Genomic DNA, 23,844 nt, shown 5'->3' with positions numbered 1-23,844 from the left:
TACAACTATTGAGGAAATAATCCACCTATGGGTGATGTAATCTGTGTAATATACCATTTGTTTGAGTACTTTTTAATGCTAACCTCAATTGTATAATTTCCTGCTGTACCCGTTGACGTTGCCAATTCGAATTGGATCTCGTATTTCCGTACCTCTTCAGTCTCTTTTTGCTCATTTAATATGATATACTGTTTAACCCAAGGACTTGATGTTCCTGTCACCCACATTATTTCTTTATATTTGCTTAGCAGCTTTTCTTTTAATTCCGGAGATAATACTGCAAATTGTGCTGCTCCATTTCTTGTTTTAACACCGTTTGCCCATTTGTCTGCCGCTTCTTTAGGAGTTTGTGGTGCAAATGCCTCTTGAAGTAGTTCTAACTGTCGTTGCGCAGGTGTAATTACGGTATCCTTTGATTCTTGTTCTATTTCACTATGTTCATAACTCTCAGTGTTATTCGTTTTTTCTGCTTTCGTAATTGCTTTTGAGCAGCCAACCGTTAACATGAGAAGTAATAAAATAATAGATAGCGTAATTTTAGTTAATGACATACTGTTACACCTCATGCGCATTTTCATATCTGTATCTCTGTTTTAAAAACAATAACTGCTCGTCCTCCAATTTTGACTTGTTCAGGCTCTCCGTTATCTAAATGAACCGTCACGTTAACTAGACCGCTTCGCCCAATTGCATATCCTTGCTCACCCGTGAAAGAAAAGTTTGACTTATTATGTTTAACTAAACCGTGTTTAACCAGATATGCCCCAAGTGGACCGTTAGCGTTTCCAGTTACCGGATCTTCGTTGATACCTATGGCAGGTGCAAACATTCTTCCATGAGTTAAGATATCCTTTTGTTCTGAATCCATTGTAAAAACAAAATATCCGTTGCAGTTAACTATTTTACTTAACCGGGTTAAGGCCAGCATATCCGGGGACAACTCATTCAGCTTTCGTCTGGTTTTAATTCCAATCATAACCTTGGAATGTCCTGTAGACACAATTTGAATCGGACATCGTGGGTCCAATTCATCCGCTTTTAAACCTATTGCATTAACTATATTATCCCGAACTTGTCGATCAAAAGGTGGATAAAACTCAATTTCACCTTGGGTCATCATTATGGAATAATCATTATTCTCTTTATTGATTTCAACCGGTAAAATTCCAATTCCAATCTTATGAAAGACAGTGGATGAGTTCAGTTTTCGTTCTATTGCCCGAACATAGTGCGCGGCAATGGTGGCATGTCCACACACCGGCACTTCGGTTTTCGGCGTGAAATATCTTATCTTAACCTCATGATCAGTCCCATCCGGCTTAAATATAAATGCCGTCTCTGAATTGTTCATTTCCCGGGCAATGTACAACATTTCTTGATCGGTTAGGCCATCTGCGTTCACGACAACACCAGCCGGGTTCCCCTTGAATTTTTCTGTTGTGAATGAATCGACCTGATAAATCTTTAGTGCTCTCACTTAATCTCCACTTCCCCTTTTTCATACCATAATTGAACAAGGCCCGTTTTGAAACTCTTAGAACTTACTAATTCTAGTCTTTGCACAGGACTTCCGTTTTTAAAGGACCTGATTCCATTTCCTAAAAAGATAGGAACTTTTGATATATCAAATTCATCGATCAGATTTCCTTTTAATAGTTCATTAACAATCTCAGCTCCACCATCGATGAAGATATTCTTTTCTTCTATGTTCTTCAAATCTGCAATTAACTCGTCAAGACTATTAGAATAATATTCCACATTCTCATCGAAACCCGTTTTCGTTCTCGAAATGACATAACACTTTTTCCCTTTATGGGGAAATTCAATTCCAAGTGATATTACTTTTTCATATGTCTTTCTTCCCATAATAACAGTGTCAATATTTTGTACAAACTTTCCATAACCATAGTCTTCGTTTGGGGCTTCTACAATGTTTAACCAGCTTATATCGTTATTCTCTTTTGCGATATACCCATCTAAGCTCATTGCAATGTAGAGAATGACTTTTCTATCGTTCATTAGCATTTTCTCCATAATTTTTTATCCAATAATCTATATTGGATACGGTTGGTATCGAACCAACTTCTTATATAAACGTAGAGGTTTCTACTATGCCTATTGTGCAATAGTGAAACCTCTTCAATCCTTAATGTTGCTCGTTTGTCTGTTTAAGTACGCTGATAAGAGAATCTAGCTTTTGTAATAGTTCCTTGTCATTTTGGGTTTTTCTCTTAAAAAATTGTATGGTACTAATTATTAAATAAATAGATAGAGCAAATATGCCTAGATAGATTACCCCGAAAAATAAGCCAAAAATGCCAAAACCAATGCTAGGTCCTATATTCATCATTATTAGTCTCCTTCCTCACGATAATTCCATATCTAACAATTTTCTCCACAAATCCAGTCAAATCCTTCTTTTGCCAATTGAAAATTAGGTAAAAAGCAATGCTTTCTCAATGTCCTTTTGTAACGCAATAAAAATTACCTGGACTCTAAAAGATTCTTCCCACAAATTAATGACCCTAGATTAAAAGAGACAAGTTATTTAGATCCACTAACTGGATACCATTTCAAATCTTCACTGGTAATGGTTGTTGTGTCCTTAGGATATCTATATTCATATAGTACCTTGCCATCCTTTGAAAGTGCTACGGGATTTAAATTATTTATATCTATTTCTTTATTCCATGAAAAAACAACCGGTTCTTTAACAGTAATCTCTTTCTTTATCCTATCTGTAGCAGGACCAACCTGAATGTATGATACTGCCGAATCCGAAGTTTCTACTGCAAACACCATCGCATGACCTTGTTTTCCGTTGTAGCTCATCCACCCAACTGTCTTAACATTATCTGAGCTTTGAGAAAAATATACGGCCACAGGAGCCTGCCACAAAAATCCTTCCTTTGTTGCAAGTACAGTACGTGGTCCCTTTGATGTGTTAAACAAATAGACTTTTCCCCATTGGAGATTAACTTCTCCGAATTCTGTTGCAGATTTTCTCACATCGAAGTGAGCCATTGCCGCCTCTGATGATGAAAGTCTATACCCACTTGAATATGTAAACCAAATCCCAAACGTAATAAGTAGAACAACTGCAATTAAAGCGATTCTTTTGAAAGCTAACCTCATATTCTCTCCCTCTCCGGCTATTTCCTATAACGTCCCGAGTATTCTCGACGCATCCCAAGCCACCTGCATTCTTTTAGTTTTATTTTTTTTTAGTTACCTTAAATAAAAAGAAGCAAGCTATTAATACTAATGTCTCTCCCGTTTCCTTATGGTAAAAAATACAAGCCTTTTTTTTACCGCCTTAAATGTGGCTTCCTCTACGTAGTTATATAGTGGACCTTTCGCAATCAAATGAAGGAGGTATTAACTTGAGAGAACTAAAGTTTCGGGTTTGGGACAAGGTTACAATGAAAATGTTTAAACCACAAGCTATAAGTTTTGATATTAACAATTCAGTTCCATTTGCAGTTAGTGTGCCCGGCAAATCGTGGGAACCCGTCGAGAAATTTGAATTGCTTCAATGGACTGGTTTTTCTGATGAAAACGGAATAGATGCATACGAAGCTGATTTAGTCCAGATCTCATCTGATATTTACCGTATCATTTGGAATGAAACTCTGGCAACTTACGAACTTGAAAAGCTAGGAAGTTCCTTAAGGTGTAACATCAGTGCAATTACATCAGGCAGCGTTATAGGAAATGTGTTTCAAAACGGCAATTTAAATACATGAAATAACCTTTTTGCTGTCTACTACATTCTCTTACCTTATTAGAAAATTTTCTGGTTGTACATATTTCCTACATAGTAATTTAGAATTTGTATCTTACTCATATCCTCTTTAAGATAATTACAGTTTTTTACTCTCTTTGAAAATTTCTTCTTTGCCAGTTCATACGCCTCATCAATATATGGTAAAAACTCGTTGAATATCTCTCTGGTTGGGTTTAAAACACAAATTCATCCCATCCATGCATAAACCGGATGAGGCATAATTTTATTCGTTTCCGAAAAATTATATGGCATGTCAACAACACAACCCGCCGCCGGTCTTGCTGGAACTTTACCAAATATATGTTTAAAGTTATTTTTACTAATTCCAGTATTTAAGCGATATATATCTTTTCTATTTAGGAAGGAACTTTTATCGTTATCACCATCCTTTTCCTTCACGGTCATAATATAAACACCTCGTTTTAATACTTCACCTGGGTTATAGAAAATCCCCTTTTCTCCCCAGGCATTTACAATAACCGTACCCTTCATTCTTTCATGGCATATTTCAATTATTTCATTTGGTCTCATCACTTCCATATTATTATTAATTCCTTTCAATGAGCTTTTTTACATATTCAACAAGATAAAGCACATTTCAATTCTGGCATGTATTCGTCTTTCTCTTTACGTACATAGCCATAACTTTTCTGTAATTTAGAGTAAATATCATAAATACCCTCAATAATCTTGTCTTTATTTCATTCTGATGATCAATAGCATACTGATTATGCTGCGGCATGCTCACTTAATAAATAGATGATCTTCAACCATATCTCCGCCAAAATCTATTCTATAAATAAACACCGTTTGAAAAAACATTTCAGCAATGCCGTGTTATGTGATGTCCGGGCTTTCATAAATCTTTCAAAACCTTGGGAAACGAAAATGTCCAGTAATTGGAGAAGGCCAACTTTGCAATTGGTCTGTTTCACTTGCTGTCGGCCCAGCATTATGCAATATATAAGGTACTCCGTCGGGTCGCCTTTTGTCTGAAATTATTGCAATATGTTCATGTGGGTAATCGAAAGTAACTATATCGCCTGGTTGCCATAAATAAAGGTTTTCGACATTCCCAGATTTTATTTCTTTTGTAAGCTGCATCCCATGCCTACGTAGGAAAACAATTAAATTAGGAACTCGCCGAAAATCAATATTGGGATCTGGCTTGTCATTGACACGAGGATACTGAGACAAATTCTCACGTATATCTTTATCCACTAACGACTTCAGATCATAACCAGCATCCCGCATTGCCCTCCACACAACGTCAGTACATACTCCTTCTTTTTCGGGCGGATATCCCCCTTTATAATAAGCGCTACGATACTCGGGCTTTCTCATTACTTCTGCCTTTGCTCCTACAACAAATTCCGTTAAATCGTCGACACCATCAGTATCTTTATCAATTGGGCAGGAAATTTTGGGAACACGTACCGATGGTACAAATGGTAAATGGTAGCTGGGCGCGAACAATCTAATCCCTTTCCAAATAGCAAATCCCAAAATAGCCAAAACCGTTAAACCAATTATGATTTTGACTAGTGTTTTCATGGAAACTTCACCTCGTCTGAAACCCCTAATTTCTATCCCTCAGATTTACGTTCCCGGACATTTCATATAACTCATCCCTATGCCGCGATTCGTAGCATCCATGATGATGAAAACTTTCACCCTTATTTTATATCAGCCTATTCCCTTTTACCATTTTTTTCTGCATAAGTGAATTATAGGCTGGACTGTCCGAACGCAGTGGACGATTGGTAGAATCCGATCTTTGGGTAAATAAGCGCGTACATACGCTATTATTACAACCGAATCCACAACATTCTTACAGTCTGTAATCTTATGCTCTCTTCTGTGGCCACCCTTGACTCAGACAGCGCCACGGACAGCGCTGCCTTAAACATTCAAAAACCAAGACACAAAATAAGAATATTGTGCAATAGTTTTGTACTATTTTATTAAGTTTGGAAGATTATCATTATCAATACTTTCCAAAAGTACAGCGTTATTAGGAGTAACATCATATTTCCAAAAACTCTTTACGTATTCCCCGTTTACCGTGATGCCCCATTCTTTTGTGAGAGTTACTAAATAAGTAGACTTCCCATCCTTCTCAACTTTTGTTGTAAATTTGACATTTGCTATCGCACCTTGTTTTCCACCTATGGGAAGTTTCTTTAATACAGCGTCAGATGGGTTTGTTGGAAATTCTGGATGGTCTTTTATTACTATGGCGATTGCTTTGGCTTCATCAAAAGTTGTACACCCCACAAGTAAAATACAAATACAGATGGAAGATATGAACGCAATTATTCCTTTCATTAACAATGACCTTCCATTTCACAATAGCATACTATTGCGTCATAAAATAAGAGGCATGCAAATTAGTTTCTTTCTAATTCTGTACAGAACTCTTCAATTTTCTTAAACAAATATGGCTGAATTAATGGGTATGTTAAACTTTCAGGTAAGGTATCCAAGAGTTTAATTTCACCCATTTCAAAATCGGGCAATTTTTCAAGGGATTTTACATCAGCATAGAATAACTGCCCAAAAGTCTCAGTCTCTCCTGTGTTAACTGAATAAATACATATCGGGATAATACTAAAATTCTTGGCTCCAGTTTCTTCAAATAATTCTCTTGATGCAGTAATATTTATCTTTTCATTTTTCTCCCTGTGTCCACCTGGAATTTCCCATGTGGTTCTATCCTTATGCCTTACGAATATCCATTTTCCTTCATATCTTGCCATGATAACTGCGAATAGAAGTTGTCTATCTTCCACAGTATTTAACTCGTAAAAAGTTACCTCTAGCATTGCACCCGCTCCCTCTCTTTATTAATCCGCTACATCCTCCCTATAATATCTTGGGATTTGCTTCTCCATGTTAAAATTTCCCAAAAGATTACATTTCAGCAATAACACAACCCCTAGAACAGCCCTGAATTTGTTGCTAAGTTATTTTTTGATACTTTTATATTCGAATTCCACATCATTTCCCAGAACTGTGTAATATTCCATCAGCTCAAGTGTTCTCTCACGTATTCTTCCTTTAATCGCTTGTTGCATCTGAACTGTACCCTGACTACCCAGAACTGGACCTGATTCTCGTAAATAAAACACTTGCTTCACAAAATCATGTTCTTTCAAGTGGTATTGTAGCCAACCTTTTTGGGACTCAATTAATGTCTCTTTCTCTTTGGAGTTCAACTCTGTTAGTAGCTTATTATAGATAGAATTCAACTCTGTATCCCATATCTTAATATACTTCGACTCAAGTACTAGTTCAGCGGATGTTGAAAAATCTTTGGATTGGTTTAGTTTCTTAAACTCGGCTTCATAATCGCTATCAATCGGATTGTTAGTTACCTTCTTTACAAACTCACCCGTTATGTCATATATCCCGTAATTTCCAGAGCCACTAACTTGAACTCGTTCACTCTTGACTACTTGTTGAGTTGCCTCTGGAGAGGGACTTTCGTTTTGAGGCTGTGCAGTGCCAACAGTTACTTTTCCACATGATACAAGCAAAAAGCCTGCTGCAATAAGAAGGCACAATTTTATAATTCTCTTCACTAATAAACTCCCCTATATAAACATCATTCTAGACTACACCAATAGGCCTACTGCGCATAACGCCTTGGGATTGCCGAAGTGTATTAACCACATTCATTCATCTATGCAAGTTTCGGCAATGCCTTGTTATATACCGTCCCGGTGAAACTGCCATGCAAAATATATAAAACCTATATATTTAAACTTAAGCTATTCAATGTTCTATCCTTCTTTTTTAACCTTCGAAAAAGCTCTAATCGAATAAGTCAGTATTCTAATAATTAGTAAAATATACATAATTATTTCAACTACTAGTATCGAATAAAATATTGCTTTATTTGGAATTGCAACATCTAAAATGAAAATAAATAACCCATACATAATAATGCTAAAAAATACGATTAGTCCATTATATCTTGTCTCTTTTATGAAGAAGTTAATTCCTAGAACGATTATTACAATTGCCTGTATTAAATGAAAAGCTGGTATAAATATCATCCCTAATAGAGCCTCTGGGTCATACCACGGCCACCATTCGAAATTACAGTTAAATATCATTATCTGAGCAGCTATAAATAAAATGTCTAGAATACCAGTTGTTAAAATCCAAATCAGCTTTGCTATCTTTCTGTTAATTTCTCTCCCCCCTTTCGTGCTATTACAGAACTCTTTATAGACCGAAGATGGCGTATAACGTTGATGGATTCTCGCTGCGTCCTAACCGCATTCATCTCTTCTAAGTGGCGGGAACGTGCTGTTCATGTGATGTTCCGAAGCTTGGAATTTATGCTTAGGAAGACTTCCGTTTTATCAATAGCCATCGGAGTAATGACAAAACTCCTAACACTAATGCCAATCCTAGAACTAACCAATACCAAGTGAACGTACTATGTATAACCGAATTAACCTTGGATGGAGTAGGTGTGACTTGTGCTTTCCTCCCTAGAAATTCATTGTACGTCGACATATCTTCAGAACTTTGATTTTGGATAGTTCCGTTTAACATTTGACCCATTCCATTTGGACCACCTACTGGGATAAGTAGTCCTCCATTGCTGTTGTCTCGCTCTAAGAAAAGAACAAATAACCCGTTCTTCTCCTGGTGCTCTTTCACCCAACCCATATCAAACGGCTGAATTGCAGTATCAATGTTGTTGCTACCAGAGCCCTTATAGTAGTGATCAACCCTAAATGTAAAAGGTATCCAAATTCTACTATCGGCCATTTTTCCTTCAAAACCTGATAAATCGTATTTACCTTGTACTATGACCTCAGAAGCACCAATTACATCTTCGGCCGACAGTTTTATCCAATCCGTTGCATGGCTGTTCTTTGGGGTGATAAGCGAAATAACGATGAAAATAAATGTCGCCAAGGTCATTAGCCATTTCTTCATGTTAACCTCCCCTATCTCTTTAGCCTGAAAGCTCTCTCATAAAGATGAAACCTAATTTTATATCTCCGATATTCGGATTGTTACATAACTACGTTCCAGGCATTCACGAAGCGTCATACTACCTTCACCTTTTCCAGCTTCGTGAATGCCATGTTGTACTAAACCGCTGCGCGGTGGCTATATAAAGCACAAATATATACTGAGCATGATATCATTCTTTTGCTAACCCAATTAACTTGGAAAGGATGAATGTCATGCCTCAGAACTTGCAAACTTACTCGTCTTATCTACAGAAAATGAAGTTCGAAATGGAACTCCGGGGACTTTCCCCTCAAACCCAAAACATTATCTCTGTCATTTAAGGTTGCTGGAAAAACACTTTCATAAACCTGCATAGGAAGCTTCTCCCGATGAACTCAAAGACTATCTTTATTATCGCATTAAATCCGGGATTAGCTACAGTAACATCAATATTTCCTGCAACGCTTTTAAGCTTTTTTTCAACAAGATACTCAACTTCAACTGGTCTGATGATGTTATTGTTCGCCCTAAACGGCCCAAAAAGCTTCCTTATGTGCTTTCTCAAAGTGAGATTCTATCCATTATCGATCAGGTGACCAACCATAGACACAAAACTATACAATTCCTGTCGCAACAGGCATTGCACTAAATGTTAACACTCGGTTCAACAGCAATGGGTGGATGCTCAGATGGCAAAACTCCTACCTGTTGGCTTATTTTCATATAGTTTTAAACTCCCCAAGAACTTAATATCCTTATCTTTCAGAATCAGAAACTTCTCTATGCTTTACTTGTTCTGTTTGCTATAAAAGACAAATATTTTTTCTAAAGCCACTGATTTTAATCAATGGCTTCTTCTGTCTCTAGGAACATCATAAATCTCTAATAAGTTATATGATGGGGCTCCCCTTCAAATACTAGCAATAAAATGACCTACTATTAAACCTAATTAACCTTGTATTGTTACTAATTGGTTTTGTAAAAACTGAAAGTCTGAACCTAATTTAAACTCCCTCAGATTTATCACTGTTCTATGCTCAAGATCACAACCCTCATCACCGGCCCAGCAAGAATATAACTCAGTTCTATCTCCAATACTGATATGTTCTTTTAAATAATTAAACAATTCTTCAACGGATTTACGTCCATCCGCTTCATTTTGTTCATCTTCTTCGTCCAGTGGTTGATAAATTCCAAATTTGAAGCCACATCCGCATCCCTCGAATGCTCCAATATCATAAACGTATTTCTTTGTTAAGTGCTTCTTTACTAAAACATCCGGTTCTTTCATTTCGAAAACTGAGATGCTCTGTTTGATATTATCATCCCAAGGAATAGTAGGCAATCTCTTGTCTGAAGCAAGATATACCATCATGCACACAAAATCTCCTCCCTGCCTTTTGACCTCATACGCATTCACCGATAGGAGCCCTGTCATATAACGTCTCGCATTTTCCTGTAGCGTCATATTACAATCATACTGACAAAATTACAGGAAAACGCTGTTTATACGACGGCTGGGAGCCCAAATTGCACATATGCACTATTGATCTGTTTGTCCATTTGAACGAGATGGAAATTCATAAATAGTTGCGCTTTCCGCAACTAACTTAGGATAGCTTTCTTTTTCTTCAACCTTCTGCCCTGGTATCTGGCCCTTAACCAACAGTCTCATATCCAAGTTAAAATACCAGTATGGTGCTTCCACCATTTCGAACCCTAGATTCATCCAAAAGTTCTCACATCTACTCGTGAGCTGTTCATATTGAGAATCCTTAGGTTCTGGCTCTCTCTCTGCATCATAAATGATTTTTGGGACTACAATTAAGCAACCTGCTTTCAGATTAAACTGAGCTTCAAGTACTTCAGATAAAATATGCATTACTGCAGTCCCGATATATTTCTCTCTATATTCTGGATATATCATGAAAGAATCAATAGCGAAAATATTATCACTCACAATTCCTTCATGATGTTTACGTCCCATTTCATAAATCTCATATGTATATTGGTCGACATTATCAAAGACTTCCATCGGATCAAATTCATCCTCAGTACACCGTTCAACATCAAATAATCTTCCGGTTAGTTCCCCAGCTTTCTCGGTATCTACATTCCCATCTTCATCTACATGATGTACAAAAATATCAAAATTTATGGACTTTAGGTGTAGCTCCTCACAAAAAGCCTCTTCTCTAAACGATGTTCTTCCAGAAAGCAACTCCTTTATGTCTACAGTAGATGAGTGAAAATCCCCTCCATAGTACGAAGAAAGCTTACCTATCATACTAACGCTTGTAATGTTTTCTATAGTCACAATAAACCCTCCAAAAAATCATACGTTTTTCCCCTGCTGTCGTAGTCACGGTAGAGATGCCAGTTGCCCGACACCCCCCGCACAGATCCCGGCGTGCGAAACTATCGCACCGGGCTCTTCAAAAGTATTCGCTTCCGTAATCCAGCTCAAAACTCGAAACTAAGCTGTTTCTGGTTCGTTTCCATTATCCTGGGGGTCGGTACACCATATCTTTTCAATACCTTATTAAACTCATCCCAATCAAAACTCTTTCTTTGGCTTCTTCTATTCAGCCATTTATATAGTATCTTCATTACCTGCCCGTAGAATATTTTCAAACTTTCAGCATTTCCTATCAGTCCATAATAATTGTAGTAGCCCCTCAATTTACTGTTCAGTTCCGGAAACAATCGTCTCAGTCTCTTATTCCGGTTTTCCTTACACCATGCCTTAAAGTTAGCTAGAGACTTCCTTAGTCTTTTCCTGGCTGTTCTTCTGGTGATGATTGTTTTCCCCCGACGGGAAGTTCCCCACCGAAATTCAAGCCCCAAGAATTCAAAGCTGCTGCTTTGCTCTCTTAACCAGCGATTAAACCGGATGACTTGGGTCTTCTCCTCTGCCAGTTCCAGTCCGAACTTCTCTAACCTTTTGGGAAGCGAACGATAGAATTTATCTGCATCCTCTTTATACCTGAACGCACATACAAAATCATCGCAATACCTGCATAGATAGGCTTCTCCTTCGCAGTGTGGTTTGACTATCTTCTCAAACCAAAGATCGATTACATAGTGCAAGTAAATATTGGCTAGTATTGGACTGATGATTCCTCCCTGTGGACTTCCTGTTATTGGATGTTCAATTTCCCCATCCTGCTTCAAGATTCCTGCTTTAAGCCACTTTTTGATGAGTCCTACAAATGCTTGGTCATCTATTCGTTGCTCCAGCATTCTTATTAGCCAGGCATGATCGATGTTTTGAAAGAATCCTTTGATGTCCGCTTCTACGATGTAGCTGTAATCGCCAAAGTTAAGTTCTTTACTTAAGTTCTTGATTGCGGTATGAGCACTGAGCTTCGGTCGGTAGCCATAGCTGCTTGCAAGGAAATCTTGTTCATAAATGGTTTCCAGTATCCTAGCTGCTGCGCTTTGGACAAGTTTGTCTGCTATAGCCGGTATTCCCAGCGGTCTTGTTTTTCCTTCCCCTTTGGGTATATCTACCCTTCGTACCAGTTTCGCCCGATATCTTTTCCCTACCAGTTGCTCCGCTAGATTTGCTAAGTTTTGATTAAGTTCTTTCGCAAATTCTTTGGCCGTTATTTTGTCCACCCCGGCCGCTGCTTTCTTGTTATTTGTTTTCCACGCTTCTGCCAGTGAACTCTTGTTTAGCATCCGATATAAGTTACGAAATCGGTATTTCTCGAGTCTTTTTGCTTTCTGTGCTATTCCCTGCAGGGAGGTTTGCATCAATTTCCCCGATCCTGCATGTCCGGTTGATGTTTCCTTTGCAGGCTTCATACTCTTGTTAACCCCTTCCCCATGTAGTCGGCTTTCCCGACTTCAGAGTATTATGGGTTAATCCGACTCCCTGTCAGTCATCAGCCTTCCTCTTTTCCGATTGGTAAGACCTACCGGCTATGCCGGAACTGTCAGGGTCTCCCAAGTTCTTGATACTTCTCTCCATACATGCCACGTTCTCTGACCCCAACAGACCCTCGGGAATCTCGCCTTCTCAATTCCTCTGTGTTGGCTTCCGTGACGTTAAACACGTCGCCATCTGCATTTCTCACGTTTACGGGGCTGAATGTTCTTCAGGAGTTACGGTTCTCCCTGTGGCCTATATAGTTCTCTGTGTACGCTTCGCCTAACTGTTACCAGTTTCAGTGCAACACTTGATATGGGTGGTTGGCTAGACCTTGCCCAGCAAGGACTTTCACCTTGCAAGAAGTACCAAGCTTTGCTTGGCGCACTAACGTTCAAGGATTACCGTAGCGCCATTGCGCATTCATCTTGGCAAAGTTACGGAAATCCTGTGTCATGTGTTGTGGCAGCTTCGTAGAACAGCTTTAAACAACTATCCATAACATCAATAGTCCGATAGCTGAATTAGTTCATTGTAGAGTTCCTTATTTAATAAATGTGTTAAATTAAATTTCTTAATCAATGTTACCAATCCAAAAGCCCAGCTGTCATCATTATGAGCTATTGCGTGTTTCGAAGCCTCTTCAATGTATGGAATTAATTCAATTGGGCTTATTGTGCGTAATGCTTCAGCAATTGTATCAACCCCAGGCCAGTTGATATCTTGAAACCATTCCATCAGATAGGGCAAGACTGAATTGATTCGTGGATACCCAATTGTTTTCAAGATTTTAGCAGCATTATACCAACAACTCTTGTGGCAGACATCAGATTGTTGTGCCAAAAGGACAAGGTTTAAGTCATCAATTTCCAGTAACTTTTTAATAGCTGCTTTTTGAACTTCTTCAGGTTTACTCCAGTCTAAGTCACCAATTAAACCAGTAATTCCGCTCATACCTCATCACCTATTTAATCTTGTTAAGCTGCTCCGACATTGCCATTACACATAACGTCCCCGGGATTACCGTAGCGTCACAACCACATGCATATTTTCAAGTTACGGTAATCCTGTGTTAAATGAAGTTGGTCGCCCCCAGATTCAGAGGGCGACAGGATGTCGACCCCTTAAACCCTAAAAACATTCAAGATGAATTTGGGCCATGAGAATCATGATTTAAAACCTATAAACATCACATTAGGTTCATTTTATGTACTTATGATTTTTAAAGTGAAAGTCACATATGTCCTGCCCCCTAGCAATTGTTCCACTCCTCTCAAATACAATTTGAGGCTTATATCCAGATAATATCACATCATCATTTGCACAAAACAACGGGCACATTTCAGTACAATTATATTTTTCTGTAGTCTCGAAATAGATGCAACTTTTCATATTGAAATGAATTTCATTTTTATCATTTTGAATCCATTGCATATCCCATCCTTGCTCAGGATATTGTTTTGTCACAATTGACTTGCAAAACAATCTAAAAGCAAAATAGCCAAATGGTAATCTTCCAATTAATTGATTTTTCTTTTGACTTTTCAAACGAGCTATTTGCAACACTTCGTCTGTATATTCATAGGCTTTATAAGCAATGCTTGGAAACCTCTTAAATGTTAGATATATTGCTATTGACGGTAGCATATTTGCATCCATATGCCATCTGATATATTTGTTATTCCTGTAATCAGCTTCCTTTATCATATGGGATAATTTGTTCTCAGCTTCAACATTAACCACTTTGCCTATATCAGGCCCTAATTTATCAATACAAAATTTATTAAAGTAAGGAAAAAAAGTTTTATCAAATCCCATCTTTACCTCCCAAAGTATATAAATAATTGAAAAATTCATATCTCTAAATTAATTTGCATTTTAAGAATAACCTACGCAATGGTGTAGTATTTTCAAAGCTCAATACCCCACTATATTCTATCCGCGACAGGACGGCGCGGCCTTGAACATTCTCCTACACACTTCTAAGTAACAAAATAAAAAAATGCGCATCAGTTTGTATACAGATTATGCTCATTTTTTCAGAGTAAATTCTTTTACATTTCCCCTATTCCGATGTGCAAAACTATATCCTTGTAAGTCAGTTAGATTGTAGACGACCGACCACTGTAACTTATCTTCTCCTGCAGGTCCATGGACACCAATTTGCGTAAGCAAATCTATAGTTTGCTCTTTAGTCAATTTCCCATGATTTTCTTCAATCGCCTGTTTGACAGAATCGTATCTATCAAATTCATCATACCCTTCACCAATATCTAATCCATTATATGCAATGAAATTTGAGGCAATCTGGTATGATTTATCTGACTTAACAACCTGTAATCCTCCATTCCAATATTCAACGATAACCGATTTGCCAGTAACATCTGCAATTAAATAATGGCATTTAATATCTCCTGAAAAATAGATGTTATATTTTCTCAATAGATCAACTGCCTCATCCACAGTTGCAGCCTTATCCAATACAAGCCTAATTGCTGTTGTTGTATTTAACGTTACTTTATTTTCATCTGTACTCATATGAGCTTCAGGGACCGCTAAAAGTGCTATAGAAACACCCTTTTCATTCATGCCATCAAACGGCAGATATGGAGCAGCCAGAGTCAAGAAGCTATTTATTCCCATTGGAGTTGGCAAGTTGTCCTTTGAATATCCAGCAAAAGATAGATTAACAGTTGATACAGAAGCATACCCGTTTCTAGGATTGGCCCATACCTGTAATGATGGTGCATATGTAAAATCAAAATTTCTTGCAAAAATGGTATCTCCCTTATCATTTTTTGTAACAAATACTGTGCAACCAGCTCCAGTTACATTAATGTCTATTGGCAACCCTTTTAGTAATCGCTTCGTAACAAATTTTTCAATATCACTGTCACTTTTAGCACCAACCTTTAAAAATTCATTAAATCCATAATCTCCAAAGTAAGTCATTCGATACATTGGATAATTATCAATGACTTTTAATGAAGCTAAACTTCTCAACTCATTAAAAAACAATATAAATGCCAACGCCGTAACAAGTAAAATAGCACACAATATACCGAGTATTATTTTTTTACCCCTGTTTTTCTTTACCACTTAATCATCCTCTTTACTCATAATTATATGAATAATCCTTGTTTCGCTTTATCGTACTAATATGAAATAGCCACAAACCTTCCCTCAGAAAATCCGCGCATGGACGCGCGGCCTAGCGTGATATGTCGTAGAACGTTTTGAGTGTTTGCGACGCGTCCCAACCGCTTTCATATTGGCAAAGTATCGCAAACACTCTGTTCGTACGAAGTACGGTCCCCCAGATATCAGCTATTATATTTCATTGATAAAACTAAAATAGTTAGTCAATTGTGTAGGAGATAGTGTATTACTGAAAGATCGTAAAATCCCCATTTACCCATAATAGTATAAATAAAAAAGTCCATAAAATAGTGTAGAGTCAGACCAAAAAGGAGTATTCGAGTAGTCCAAGCGAGGTAATACCACCATATTTTGTCATAATCCCTCTCTTGAGGAAAAAACCAGGCTTCCCAACTACGTCCTCGTTTAATATCTAAGAGATTAATGAATAACATTAGTAATAAGAACTCTATAGTATGAAAAGCGTGAAGTATTTTTACTCCCTGCTTAGGAACTTGCAAGAACCCGGCCTGGTTTGTGAAAAAGAAGTGATCTAAATCTATTGACGCAATAGCTACAATTACAAGTAACGACTTTCTCCAGCTTATTCGACGCCACAAAAAAATAGTAGGTATCGTAACCGCAATTGCTCCGACGAGGATAGCTAAAAATTTGTGTTGTAAAATATCACCCACTCCCAATCTACTATAAATTTGAAGGATGAAAATTAAGCTAAAACCAGGATTAAGGCCGTATTTAGTATAACGTTCTGGGCATTTGCGACGCGTCCCAACCACATTCATCTTTGGCAGTGTCGCAAATGCCGTGTTTATACGCTGTCCCGTTCCCAATTTATGTCTTAGAGTCTGCCCTGTAGATCATTCAATACATATATCGCTTTCTTCCCATAACTCTTTTAATTCTGACTCCGTCTTGATTATGTTTAGAGCATCTTTCGCGAGAGCCACTATTTTATCAATGCCACTGCATTTTATATTTTGAACCCAGCTTTTTAGTTCCTCTGGTAAATCTGGAGAATCTTTTCCGTTTAGAAATGCAACTACTTTGGCAGCAGCAAGTGCTTCCGAACTCTCAGGTTCCTCAATGTAAGAGCCCTCTTTGTTTAAATCGCAGACTTTTCTAAGTGCTAATTCAACCAAATCCAATCCTTCTGATTCCTCGACCTCGTAGACCCAGTCCGATGCAGAATCGTTTTCGAAAATTCCAGTTCCCCATGCTCCCATGTCTTTACACCTCTTCTTAAATTACTCTTTTATAAAGATCTCTCTTGAGCTTGACCCAAGCGGGATTGCGTGTAACGTCTCGCCGGCTCGCGACGCATCCCAATAGCATTCATCTATACAAAGTGTCGGGAACCAGCTGTTATACGCCGTTGAACCCAACCTTTTTTATTATCTGATCGACTGTTTTTCGGCTTAAAATTAGTAATAAATAACCTAATAATCCTCCTAGGGTATTCAAAATAACATCGTCAATATCTGTTATTCCGAGTTTAAGCAAAAACTGAATCATTTCAAGAAAAGAGCTAATGAGAAATGTAATAGTCGTAATCCTTTTAAAACTTTGTAGACTATGAAAAATAATAGGCAAGAGAAAACCCATCGGCATGAAAGCTAATATATTACCAAAAAGATTGAAAAACCATACATCAAGTTTATATTTGCTAATACCAATTATGTAACTAAGAATAGTTTTAAATGGAATAAAATTATATCTTATTTCGTTTTGATAAAACCTGAAATACTGACCGTATGCATAAAAGAAAAGTCTATATATTAGGTAGGTAAAATACGTAAGGAAGAGTAAACCTGCAATTTTTCGTATCAACTTATTCATCCTTGAGTAATCCATTTCGCACCCCTTTCCCTATTCCCAATAATTACAGATTTCTTTATGCCAATGGTGTGTAACGTTTTGAGGGTTTGCGATGTCGGGTTATTACCTTATGTTCTACCCCGATGTCGCAAACCCTCTGTTCGTATTATAGGTTCATAACCAGTTCAATCTGGGTATGGACTTTTTTCTTTTGTGTTCCTTTATACTGAAAGAAAACTGGGTTTAGAACGTACACTCTGTTGGGACCTTGATCCCGTCGTATAAACTGTTCACGCCCTCTTTGGCACCAATACTTTGATTGAGCTGGTTGGGCCTTGAGCCCGTATCACAACGCGAACCTAAAGGTGGTTGTTAAAGATGGAACCCAGCAAAAGAGGAGGTTTTTCATGATTGATGTTCCTGTGTTAAGTATTGATGTTTCTAAGTCTAAGAGCGTTGCCTTAATTTTTAAACGTTATCAGGAACCCCTATCCAAGCCTTTTTCCTTCCTACATTCTCCTCGTGACATGTCTAGGCTAACCGAGAAGTTAATTACCTTAGAATTTGAAACTGGTAAACGTCCTCATGTCGTTATGGAAGCTACAGGTAACTACTCCAAGCCAATTATGGCTTACTTTCAAGATGCGGGTTATAAGGTTGTTGTTCTTAATCCTCTCCAAACTCATGCTGAAAAAAAGAAATCCGTCCGCAAAATTAAGACTGATCCCATTGATGCGAATCGGATTGCTCAGGTTTATTATTTAAATGAATTTACTGTAGCCAAACCTGTTGAGGATCATATCCTGGAATTACAGAACCTCTGTCGGCAATATGATGGTTTTAATACGTTATATACTGAAACTCAGCTTCGGTTACGATCTGTTTTAGATCTTCTGTTTCCGAAGTTTGAGTCAGTGTTTTCTCACTTATGCAGCCCTACTGCTTTACGTGTTCTTTCTTCTTTTCCTTCACCAGCAGCTATTCTATCGGCTACCCGAGACCAGATTATGGAGTGTCTTAAGCCAGCGAAGAAATCTCAAAGGTGGAATGAACTTAAAACAGATGAACTTATCTTGGCTGCCAAGGAAAGTTTGCCTTATAACCGCGCCCAACAGTCAAACATACGGGTTTTAAGGATGTACATAGAACTCCTCTTATCCCAACAAAACATTCTGACTGACATACGGGCTCAAATGGTCTATTGGGCAAACTTTTCCCCTGATTACCCTCTTCTCCGTTCAATCCCTGGCGTTGGAGAGGCTACAGCCACCACCATTCTTGCTGAGATTGGTGATATTAAGAGATTCCCGAGCGCAAAACAGTGGGTCGCTTTTGCTGGCGTTGATCCCTCTGTCTTTGAATCGGGAAAGTTTAAATCAAGTCATAACAAGATATCTAAGCGAGGTTCACCCTTTCTAAGAAAGGCCATTTATCAAGCTACTGTGGCTGGAATCAGTAACAGGGTTGGCGGCCCCTTAAACCCTACTCTCAGTGACTTTTACCTTCGAAAAATAGACGAAGGTAAAGCGGGTAAAGTTGCTATTATAGCCACAACTAACAAAATGCTAAGGATGATCTACGGGATTTTATCTTCACAGCAGCCTTTTTCAACCTCAAAATAAGAATTCTGTATAGACTTAGAAATACCTTTTATTTACATACTCTTTTTCAAGCTTACAACATGTAGGCCAGCTTTGCTATGTCTTCGTTTCTTGTCAATTAAACGTTAAAAACTTTTACTTGACATCAATTAGCTGGTTTATATGACGTATGGCAAAAGCTAGCTTACACTTATCTACTACAACTAATACTAGAAATGTTGTATAATGTGTTCCACTTCAAACCTTCGGAATCATGTATCTTCCATAATTTCTTTATTTCATCCAAGGAAACATTACTGGCTGGGCAAGATCCAAATTGATAATCAGTTAAGAATAAAACCGTTTGGAGTGGTGATTGATTAAATGCCTTAAACATCAAATCTTTTACTCCATTTAGATACTCTAATCTAAACCTAAAATATGGAGATCCTTCACTAACTTCTTCATCTTCCCCCGAAACGATTATCGATTCGGACTCGAAATCCCAATCTACCAAGTCTGATGCAAACCAAAAACCCTTACGAGACAATCCTAAATTTCCCAAGTGAAAAATAACACCTTTTTTATTAGCTAAATAATTATTGAATAGATTCCTATGACTTACCAATTTCCTTTCTTGTTGAATTTGAAACGGATATTTCTTTCTATTTAATTTAATTAGATTTTCTCTCCCTAGAGATACAATCTCTATTGTCGGCATAATAAGTCCTCTTTCATTAGAAAATACCTTACAATAATATACTAGAAAACCAAAGACCGAATATGTCATATAACGGTTCGGATTCCCGACGCAACCCAACCACTTGCATCCTTACAAGGTGTCGGGAATCTTTTGTTAGCTGATGTCTGGCGCTTGCATCTGTCTATCACAATTATGATATAATAATAATAAATATAATGATAAAGGAGAATGCTTATGCCTACTATAAAACCTATTTCCGATCTTAGAAATAACTTTAATCAAATATCTGAAATCTGTCATAAAGATGGTGAACCAGTCTTTATAACCAAGAATGGTCAAGGTGATCTTGTAGTTATGAGCATGGCCTTATACGAAAGACAACAAGCACTGTTAGATCTCTATCAAAAGCTGGGAGAAGCTGAAGCTCAAAGTAATTTAGGTGCAGAGCGAATCTCTCACAAAGATTTAATGAAAAATCTAAGGGAAAAGATCAATGAATAAGAAATATCGCATAGAATATTTACCTGTAGCTCAAGATGATTTAACGAATATCGTAGAATATATTCAGGTGGATGATCCTTTAGCTGCTATGAACTTCCTTGATGTAGTAGATAAAACCATTTCTAAACTTGCTTATTTCCCTTATTTAGGAGCTATCCCGAAGGATATACGGTTAATGCATCTAGATTATCGGGTTTTAATAATAGATAACTACCTTGTCTTCTATGTAGTACTGGAGGAAGTAGTAGAAATCAGAAGAATACTTCACGGAAAAAGACAATATAGCTTCTTGCTATAACTCCGAAAGCCAGATTTCAGCTAACATTCAGTGATTCCCGCTGCGTCCTAACCACATTCATCTTTGCCAGTGGCGGGAATCACGTGTTATCGGACGTATCGTGCCCTGTGATGCAGACAGCGCCATGGACGGCGCTGCCCTCAGGTAGCCACCAATCTAAAGAACTTAGTCAAAAGAACAAAATCCTAATAAATGCTACTTCTTATTCTCATGATGTCCGTCAAGTTATGCATGCGATAATATTGGGAACATGAATTGATTGCTTTTGAGTAACAGCAGGTCTTTTCGCATTGCAAACAGGGTCTCATCGCCCTCAAAAAGTATTGTTTCATAGGAAGAAGTATCTTGAGGAGTAAAGAAAAGATTTATTCTGCTAACACTCTCGTTTGCCAACGCATTCAGTATGCTATCTAATGGAATATCTTTAGTGCAAAAGATATCCATTACTTTCAACGTGTCTTCCGTAAACCCTGCAATTATAACTGCGTCATAATCGTCTAAATAGTAAACGTTGTTTTTCATAAATAAGGTGCAGTAAAACATAATCAGCTCTGCGTTAGCACGCATTGAAACCTTAGAGATGGGGATGGCATTCGTAACTTTGTCAATTAAAAAGCTTCTATTGTTGAAATCAGACATAGTCAATTTCTTAACAGAAACATCCGTATGAATAGCGACTGCCTTTTTTACACATTGGCATTGCTTTACTTCTTTGAACCCAAACTTTGGATAAAAGCCAAGCACGGAGTTATTCGCAAACAAGTATATTAAATCGCATTTGTCCCGATAATCAGCAATCGCTCTTTCACACAATACACGCGACAAACCTTGTTCTCTGTAATCGGGGTCGGTCATTACGGTTCCCAATTGAATATACCGCTTTTCTTCTCCAAAGACTTTGAAATCCATTAAGTTAACGGATACGTTAGAAACAGTCTTATCTCCATCTATCAACGAGTATGGAATATACTGGTTTTTCCAATATCCATCTTGATACCACTGTTCAAAATCAAATCCAAATATTTTTTTGGTTAAATCGTTTAAACCCTTTCTGAGTTCATTATTTTTTCCATATCCAACTACAAATTGATACTCTTTTCCGTTGATCTTTGCATATTCCACCCGAAGGCTCCTTCCTACGTCGCATATAGATACCGTCTTCTTCCGCGCCAAGGATGGCGCAGCCTTTGCACGATATGTCCGATAACGTCCCTGATTCGCGATGTCCCCGCGCCTTAGATAGCTCTTATCTTAGGCGCGGGGATGTGGCGCCTGAACCTTCCCGAAATTTTTATCTTCTGGCGCCCTTGCGCGAATGTATTGTTATCTGTCGTTCGCACGCTTCGTTAAACTCTAATCTTCTTTTTGAAAAATTCATTTACCTCTTCCTTTTGCTCGTCTACAACATATAAGTATGCTATCCAATAAGAGTAAAACTTTGTAATACCAATTTTCAAAGTAGAATGATCTTTGTTTCTTCTAACCCATTTAAAAGATTCGACCTTACCCCACTCGATAAAACGGTGACCGGTACAAATGCCATTTTCCATTAGACCCTTTTTTAAATAACGGGACGCATATAATTCATCCAATACCAATAATGCTATGACAAAAAGCCAAGGGGTCCACGACCTAATCCACAATACACTTAATGGCCATCCAACTAAAATAAAGAATACAATACCAATAATTGCAAGAATTAAGGTGATTAGTAAGCTGTGTTCCTCAAAAAAGGTATTTTTCAACTCAATTAACTGATTGCCCATATTACTCTTTTCATGATGAATAAAAGCAATTTTTAAAAGAAATAAAGGTATAAGAACCGTGGAACTTATGATGATCACTTCAACAGCTGAATGTATAAACATTGGTATAAATGTTGCTGCCATAAAAACTAAGAAGTAGAACAAGCCCCGCACCCCCAAAAATTTAGTCTAATCTACATCCATTATTCATTTAATTCTTTATGTCTTAAAATACTAAATTTATTCTTGAAACAGTATTACCCATCTCCGAAATGCGAATGACAGATAACGGACGGGGATTCCCGCAACGGTCTTCATTACATTCATCATCCTCGAGTGGCGGGAATCTTGTGTTATCTGCAGCCCGTCAGAAATACCATGAAAACCGATACTTGCATCTGTTGTCTAGTTGACCGAAACTTATATACATCTCAATAAAACGAAGCGCTCATTTCACCCTAACAACCGAAACATGCATATAGCTTCCAAACAGATTCATGCATTATCCCCAGATAAAACCGAAGCCTGTGATTCATTCTATTACAATTGAATCTCAGGCTATGTAACTATATGTATATATACCCAATTCGTGGGAAACAGACAAATACCTTCTTTGTCCTTGAAAAAAGCAACTATTTAGTTCTCAAAATAACCAAATCTTGCATCTATCCATAATATAGCTAGGGTTACAGATAACGTTTTGGATTCCCGACGCATCCCAAGCCGCTTGCATATTGGCAAAGTGTCGGGAATGTGTTGTTAGACGAAGGTACGTTTTACGTCTTGCAAAATCCTTTTCTTTGAAATTCATTCCAAGCATCTATTAGCCACGGGTGTACAGAATCTAATTTATCCTTCTGGTTCCATGTCCAAGTTAAGAAACAACCAACTGCCTCGTCGAGAGATTTTTCGAGTACCTTTTCAAGTTCAAGTCGAAACGGGAAGTGTTCTGGATCCCATGACATCTTATCAGCAAGGTACAATACTTTATCAATTGGTGTTGCGTTGGCACATAGTGTTGAATGGCAGCTAATCGCATGATTCAGGCTGTCGTTTTTTATTTTGAAGGCCTTTTCTGCAATTACTGCTGACAATTTGCCGTGAATTAAATATGGCACCTGTTTTTCTGCCGGAACCAGTTCCATTCCCAATTCAAGGGAGATTTGTAGCATTTTGGGCGGTGGCAAGACCTGACTGATATCGTGTAGTAAACCTGCACAATATGCGAGTTCCGGATCGACATTATATGTACCGGCTAGACGCCTGGCCTTTTCAGCAACAGCTAAAACATGTTTGGCTACGTCCTGACGACCATGGTGATTAAGAAGTCCCAATGCATCAGAAGTAATATCTCCAGAAAATGCAAATCCCTCAAATATATTTGCTAAAGAATTATGCACCG

General features: G+C 37.8%; 28 protein-coding genes and 1 pseudogene. 5 read left to right on the top strand and 24 right to left on the bottom strand.

The window, feature by feature from the left end; all coding sequences use genetic code 11:
* Positions 1-5: 5 nt before the first annotated feature.
* From ACHOLT_RS11880 to ACHOLT_RS11865, 4 genes are all read right to left on the bottom strand, one after another.
* Positions 6-551 carry a hypothetical protein gene (locus ACHOLT_RS11880; protein WP_425800876.1) on the bottom strand — a complete coding sequence of 182 codons (546 nt, stop codon included), beginning with the start codon at positions 549-551 and terminating at the stop codon, positions 6-8.
* 23 nt (positions 552-574) lie between these two features.
* Positions 575-1,477 carry a PhzF family isomerase gene (locus ACHOLT_RS11875; RefSeq protein ID WP_425800874.1) on the bottom strand — a complete coding sequence of 301 codons (903 nt, stop codon included), beginning with the start codon at positions 1,475-1,477 and terminating at the stop codon, positions 575-577.
* The gene (locus ACHOLT_RS11870; protein WP_425800872.1) at positions 1,474-2,019 is read right to left on the bottom strand and encodes a dihydrofolate reductase family protein; all 546 of its coding nucleotides are present in this window, start codon (positions 2,017-2,019) and stop codon (positions 1,474-1,476) included. The genes ACHOLT_RS11875 and ACHOLT_RS11870 overlap by 4 nt, the downstream gene beginning before the upstream one ends.
* A gap of 525 nt (positions 2,020-2,544) precedes the next feature.
* The gene (locus ACHOLT_RS11865; protein ID WP_425800870.1) at positions 2,545-3,135 is read right to left on the bottom strand and encodes a hypothetical protein; all 591 of its coding nucleotides are present in this window, start codon (positions 3,133-3,135) and stop codon (positions 2,545-2,547) included.
* A 248-nt stretch (positions 3,136-3,383) separates the two neighbouring features.
* Between ACHOLT_RS11865 and ACHOLT_RS11860 the strand changes: the two genes are divergently transcribed.
* The gene (locus tag ACHOLT_RS11860) at positions 3,384-3,746 is read left to right on the top strand and encodes a YopX family protein (protein ID WP_425800868.1); all 363 of its coding nucleotides are present in this window, start codon (positions 3,384-3,386) and stop codon (positions 3,744-3,746) included.
* A 227-nt stretch (positions 3,747-3,973) separates the two neighbouring features.
* Here ACHOLT_RS11860 and ACHOLT_RS11855 read toward each other — a convergent pair whose 3' ends face one another.
* The 7 genes from ACHOLT_RS11855 to ACHOLT_RS11825 form a co-directional block, all read right to left on the bottom strand.
* Positions 3,974-4,348, bottom strand: coding sequence for a DUF6194 family protein (locus ACHOLT_RS11855; protein WP_425800866.1), 375 nt, complete (start codon positions 4,346-4,348; stop codon positions 3,974-3,976).
* A gap of 306 nt (positions 4,349-4,654) precedes the next feature.
* Positions 4,655-5,341: a DUF1287 domain-containing protein gene (locus ACHOLT_RS11850; RefSeq protein WP_425800864.1), complete on the bottom strand. Its 687-nt coding sequence runs from the start codon at positions 5,339-5,341 to the stop codon at positions 4,655-4,657.
* A gap of 402 nt (positions 5,342-5,743) precedes the next feature.
* Positions 5,744-6,115, bottom strand: a complete 372-nt coding sequence (locus ACHOLT_RS11845; RefSeq protein ID WP_425800862.1) for a hypothetical protein — start codon at positions 6,113-6,115, stop codon at positions 5,744-5,746.
* Between the two features lie 62 nt (positions 6,116-6,177).
* Complete coding sequence (locus ACHOLT_RS11840) at positions 6,178-6,612, bottom strand: NUDIX hydrolase (RefSeq protein ID WP_425800860.1); 435 nt, start codon at positions 6,610-6,612, stop codon at positions 6,178-6,180.
* A 141-nt stretch (positions 6,613-6,753) separates the two neighbouring features.
* Positions 6,754-7,371: a lysozyme inhibitor LprI family protein gene (locus ACHOLT_RS11835; protein ID WP_425800858.1), complete on the bottom strand. Its 618-nt coding sequence runs from the start codon at positions 7,369-7,371 to the stop codon at positions 6,754-6,756.
* 769 nt (positions 7,372-8,140) lie between these two features.
* A complete protein-coding gene (locus tag ACHOLT_RS11830; protein WP_425800856.1) occupies positions 8,141-8,746 on the bottom strand; it encodes a hypothetical protein in 606 nt (201 codons plus the stop codon).
* A 358-nt stretch (positions 8,747-9,104) separates the two neighbouring features.
* Positions 9,105-9,332 (bottom strand): hypothetical protein, encoded by a 228-nt coding sequence (locus ACHOLT_RS11825; protein WP_425800854.1) that lies wholly within the window; start codon positions 9,330-9,332, stop codon positions 9,105-9,107.
* 52 nt (positions 9,333-9,384) lie between these two features.
* Between ACHOLT_RS11825 and ACHOLT_RS11820 the strand changes: the two are divergent.
* A pseudogene (locus ACHOLT_RS11820) lies at positions 9,385-9,563 on the top strand (transposase zinc-binding domain-containing protein); the annotation flags it as partial.
* A 153-nt stretch (positions 9,564-9,716) separates the two neighbouring features.
* Here ACHOLT_RS11820 and ACHOLT_RS11815 read toward each other — a convergent pair.
* From ACHOLT_RS11815 to ACHOLT_RS11775, 9 genes are all read right to left on the bottom strand, one after another.
* A complete protein-coding gene (locus tag ACHOLT_RS11815; RefSeq protein ID WP_425800852.1) occupies positions 9,717-10,142 on the bottom strand; it encodes a hypothetical protein in 426 nt (141 codons plus the stop codon).
* 168 nt (positions 10,143-10,310) lie between these two features.
* Positions 10,311-11,084 (bottom strand): hypothetical protein, encoded by a 774-nt coding sequence (locus tag ACHOLT_RS11810; RefSeq protein WP_425800850.1) that lies wholly within the window; start codon positions 11,082-11,084, stop codon positions 10,311-10,313.
* A 146-nt stretch (positions 11,085-11,230) separates the two neighbouring features.
* Positions 11,231-12,577, bottom strand: coding sequence for a group II intron reverse transcriptase/maturase (ltrA, locus tag ACHOLT_RS11805; protein WP_425800848.1), 1,347 nt, complete (start codon positions 12,575-12,577; stop codon positions 11,231-11,233).
* Between the two features lie 568 nt (positions 12,578-13,145).
* Positions 13,146-13,595 carry a DUF5071 domain-containing protein gene (locus tag ACHOLT_RS11800; RefSeq protein ID WP_425800846.1) on the bottom strand — a complete coding sequence of 150 codons (450 nt, stop codon included), beginning with the start codon at positions 13,593-13,595 and terminating at the stop codon, positions 13,146-13,148.
* Positions 13,596-13,841: 246 nt separating this feature from the next.
* Positions 13,842-14,459, bottom strand: coding sequence for an L-2-amino-thiazoline-4-carboxylic acid hydrolase (locus ACHOLT_RS11795; protein ID WP_425800844.1), 618 nt, complete (start codon positions 14,457-14,459; stop codon positions 13,842-13,844).
* Positions 14,460-14,672: 213 nt separating this feature from the next.
* Positions 14,673-15,740: a linear amide C-N hydrolase gene (locus ACHOLT_RS11790; RefSeq protein WP_425800842.1), complete on the bottom strand. Its 1,068-nt coding sequence runs from the start codon at positions 15,738-15,740 to the stop codon at positions 14,673-14,675.
* 263 nt (positions 15,741-16,003) lie between these two features.
* The gene (locus ACHOLT_RS11785) at positions 16,004-16,582 is read right to left on the bottom strand and encodes a hypothetical protein (protein ID WP_425800840.1); all 579 of its coding nucleotides are present in this window, start codon (positions 16,580-16,582) and stop codon (positions 16,004-16,006) included.
* 75 nt (positions 16,583-16,657) lie between these two features.
* The gene (locus tag ACHOLT_RS11780) at positions 16,658-17,023 is read right to left on the bottom strand and encodes a DUF4259 domain-containing protein (protein ID WP_425800838.1); all 366 of its coding nucleotides are present in this window, start codon (positions 17,021-17,023) and stop codon (positions 16,658-16,660) included.
* Between the two features lie 139 nt (positions 17,024-17,162).
* The gene (locus ACHOLT_RS11775; protein WP_425808032.1) at positions 17,163-17,636 is read right to left on the bottom strand and encodes a VanZ family protein; all 474 of its coding nucleotides are present in this window, start codon (positions 17,634-17,636) and stop codon (positions 17,163-17,165) included.
* Between the two features lie 386 nt (positions 17,637-18,022).
* Here ACHOLT_RS11775 and ACHOLT_RS11770 point away from each other — a divergent pair, with 386 nt between their 5' ends.
* On the top strand, positions 18,023-19,237 hold the full coding sequence (locus ACHOLT_RS11770; RefSeq protein WP_425800822.1) for an IS110 family transposase: 1,215 nt from the start codon (positions 18,023-18,025) through the stop codon (positions 19,235-19,237).
* Between the two features lie 169 nt (positions 19,238-19,406).
* Here ACHOLT_RS11770 and ACHOLT_RS11765 read toward each other — a convergent pair whose 3' ends face one another.
* Entirely contained in the window at positions 19,407-19,916 is a 510-nt protein-coding gene (locus ACHOLT_RS11765) for a hypothetical protein (RefSeq protein ID WP_425800836.1), read from the bottom strand.
* Positions 19,917-20,132: 216 nt separating this feature from the next.
* Here ACHOLT_RS11765 and ACHOLT_RS11760 point away from each other — a divergent pair, with 216 nt between their 5' ends.
* Positions 20,133-20,399 (top strand): type II toxin-antitoxin system prevent-host-death family antitoxin, encoded by a 267-nt coding sequence (locus ACHOLT_RS11760; RefSeq protein ID WP_425800834.1) that lies wholly within the window; start codon positions 20,133-20,135, stop codon positions 20,397-20,399.
* Entirely contained in the window at positions 20,392-20,697 is a 306-nt protein-coding gene (locus ACHOLT_RS11755) for a type II toxin-antitoxin system RelE/ParE family toxin (RefSeq protein WP_425800832.1), read from the top strand. Before ACHOLT_RS11760 ends, ACHOLT_RS11755 begins: the two co-directional genes overlap by 8 nt.
* A gap of 225 nt (positions 20,698-20,922) precedes the next feature.
* On the opposite strand, the gene ACHOLT_RS11750 is transcribed toward ACHOLT_RS11755, so the two are convergent.
* From ACHOLT_RS11750 to yqeK, 3 genes are all read right to left on the bottom strand, one after another.
* Entirely contained in the window at positions 20,923-21,819 is an 897-nt protein-coding gene (locus tag ACHOLT_RS11750; RefSeq protein ID WP_425800830.1) for a GNAT family N-acetyltransferase, read from the bottom strand.
* A 224-nt stretch (positions 21,820-22,043) separates the two neighbouring features.
* On the bottom strand, positions 22,044-22,586 hold the full coding sequence (locus tag ACHOLT_RS11745; protein WP_425800828.1) for a DUF5673 domain-containing protein: 543 nt from the start codon (positions 22,584-22,586) through the stop codon (positions 22,044-22,046).
* Positions 22,587-23,218: 632 nt separating this feature from the next.
* Positions 23,219-23,842 carry a bis(5'-nucleosyl)-tetraphosphatase (symmetrical) YqeK gene (gene yqeK / locus ACHOLT_RS11740; protein ID WP_425800826.1) on the bottom strand — a complete coding sequence of 208 codons (624 nt, stop codon included), beginning with the start codon at positions 23,840-23,842 and terminating at the stop codon, positions 23,219-23,221.
* Between the last annotated feature and the right edge of the window lie 2 nt (positions 23,843-23,844).

The organism is Desulfitobacterium nosdiversum (assembly GCF_049860565.1).
GTDB lineage: Bacteria > Bacillota > Desulfitobacteriia > Desulfitobacteriales > Desulfitobacteriaceae > Desulfitobacterium_A > Desulfitobacterium_A nosdiversum.
This window is presented reverse-complemented; position numbering and strand designations above follow the sequence as displayed.

Coding starts and splice junctions, on each gene's coding strand:
- ACHOLT_RS11880 (WP_425800876.1), bottom strand. CDS start 551: ATGTCATTAACTAAAATTACGCTATCTATTATTTTATTACTTCTCATG.
- ACHOLT_RS11870 (WP_425800872.1), bottom strand. CDS start 2,019: ATGAACGATAGAAAAGTCATTCTCTACATTGCAATGAGCTTAGATGGG.
- ACHOLT_RS11865 (WP_425800870.1), bottom strand. CDS start 3,135: ATGAGGTTAGCTTTCAAAAGAATCGCTTTAATTGCAGTTGTTCTACTT.
- ACHOLT_RS11850 (WP_425800864.1), bottom strand. CDS start 5,341: ATGAAAACACTAGTCAAAATCATAATTGGTTTAACGGTTTTGGCTATT.
- ACHOLT_RS11845 (WP_425800862.1), bottom strand. CDS start 6,115: ATGAAAGGAATAATTGCGTTCATATCTTCCATCTGTATTTGTATTTTA.
- ACHOLT_RS11840 (WP_425800860.1), bottom strand. CDS start 6,612: ATGCTAGAGGTAACTTTTTACGAGTTAAATACTGTGGAAGATAGACAA.
- ACHOLT_RS11830 (WP_425800856.1), bottom strand. CDS start 8,746: ATGAAGAAATGGCTAATGACCTTGGCGACATTTATTTTCATCGTTATT.
- ACHOLT_RS11815 (WP_425800852.1), bottom strand. CDS start 10,142: ATGATGGTATATCTTGCTTCAGACAAGAGATTGCCTACTATTCCTTGG.
- ltrA (WP_425800848.1), bottom strand. CDS start 12,577: ATGAAGCCTGCAAAGGAAACATCAACCGGACATGCAGGATCGGGGAAA.
- ACHOLT_RS11800 (WP_425800846.1), bottom strand. CDS start 13,595: ATGAGCGGAATTACTGGTTTAATTGGTGACTTAGACTGGAGTAAACCT.
- ACHOLT_RS11795 (WP_425800844.1), bottom strand. CDS start 14,459: ATGGGATTTGATAAAACTTTTTTTCCTTACTTTAATAAATTTTGTATT.
- ACHOLT_RS11785 (WP_425800840.1), bottom strand. CDS start 16,582: ATGAATGTGGTTGGGACGCGTCGCAAATGCCCAGAACGTTATACTAAA.
- ACHOLT_RS11780 (WP_425800838.1), bottom strand. CDS start 17,023: ATGGGAGCATGGGGAACTGGAATTTTCGAAAACGATTCTGCATCGGAC.
- ACHOLT_RS11775 (WP_425808032.1), bottom strand. CDS start 17,636: ATGAATAAGTTGATACGAAAAATTGCAGGTTTACTCTTCCTTACGTAT.
- ACHOLT_RS11770 (WP_425800822.1), top strand. CDS start 18,023: ATGATTGATGTTCCTGTGTTAAGTATTGATGTTTCTAAGTCTAAGAGC.
- ACHOLT_RS11765 (WP_425800836.1), bottom strand. CDS start 19,916: ATGCCGACAATAGAGATTGTATCTCTAGGGAGAGAAAATCTAATTAAA.
- ACHOLT_RS11760 (WP_425800834.1), top strand. CDS start 20,133: ATGCCTACTATAAAACCTATTTCCGATCTTAGAAATAACTTTAATCAA.
- ACHOLT_RS11755 (WP_425800832.1), top strand. CDS start 20,392: ATGAATAAGAAATATCGCATAGAATATTTACCTGTAGCTCAAGATGAT.
- ACHOLT_RS11745 (WP_425800828.1), bottom strand. CDS start 22,586: ATGGCAGCAACATTTATACCAATGTTTATACATTCAGCTGTTGAAGTG.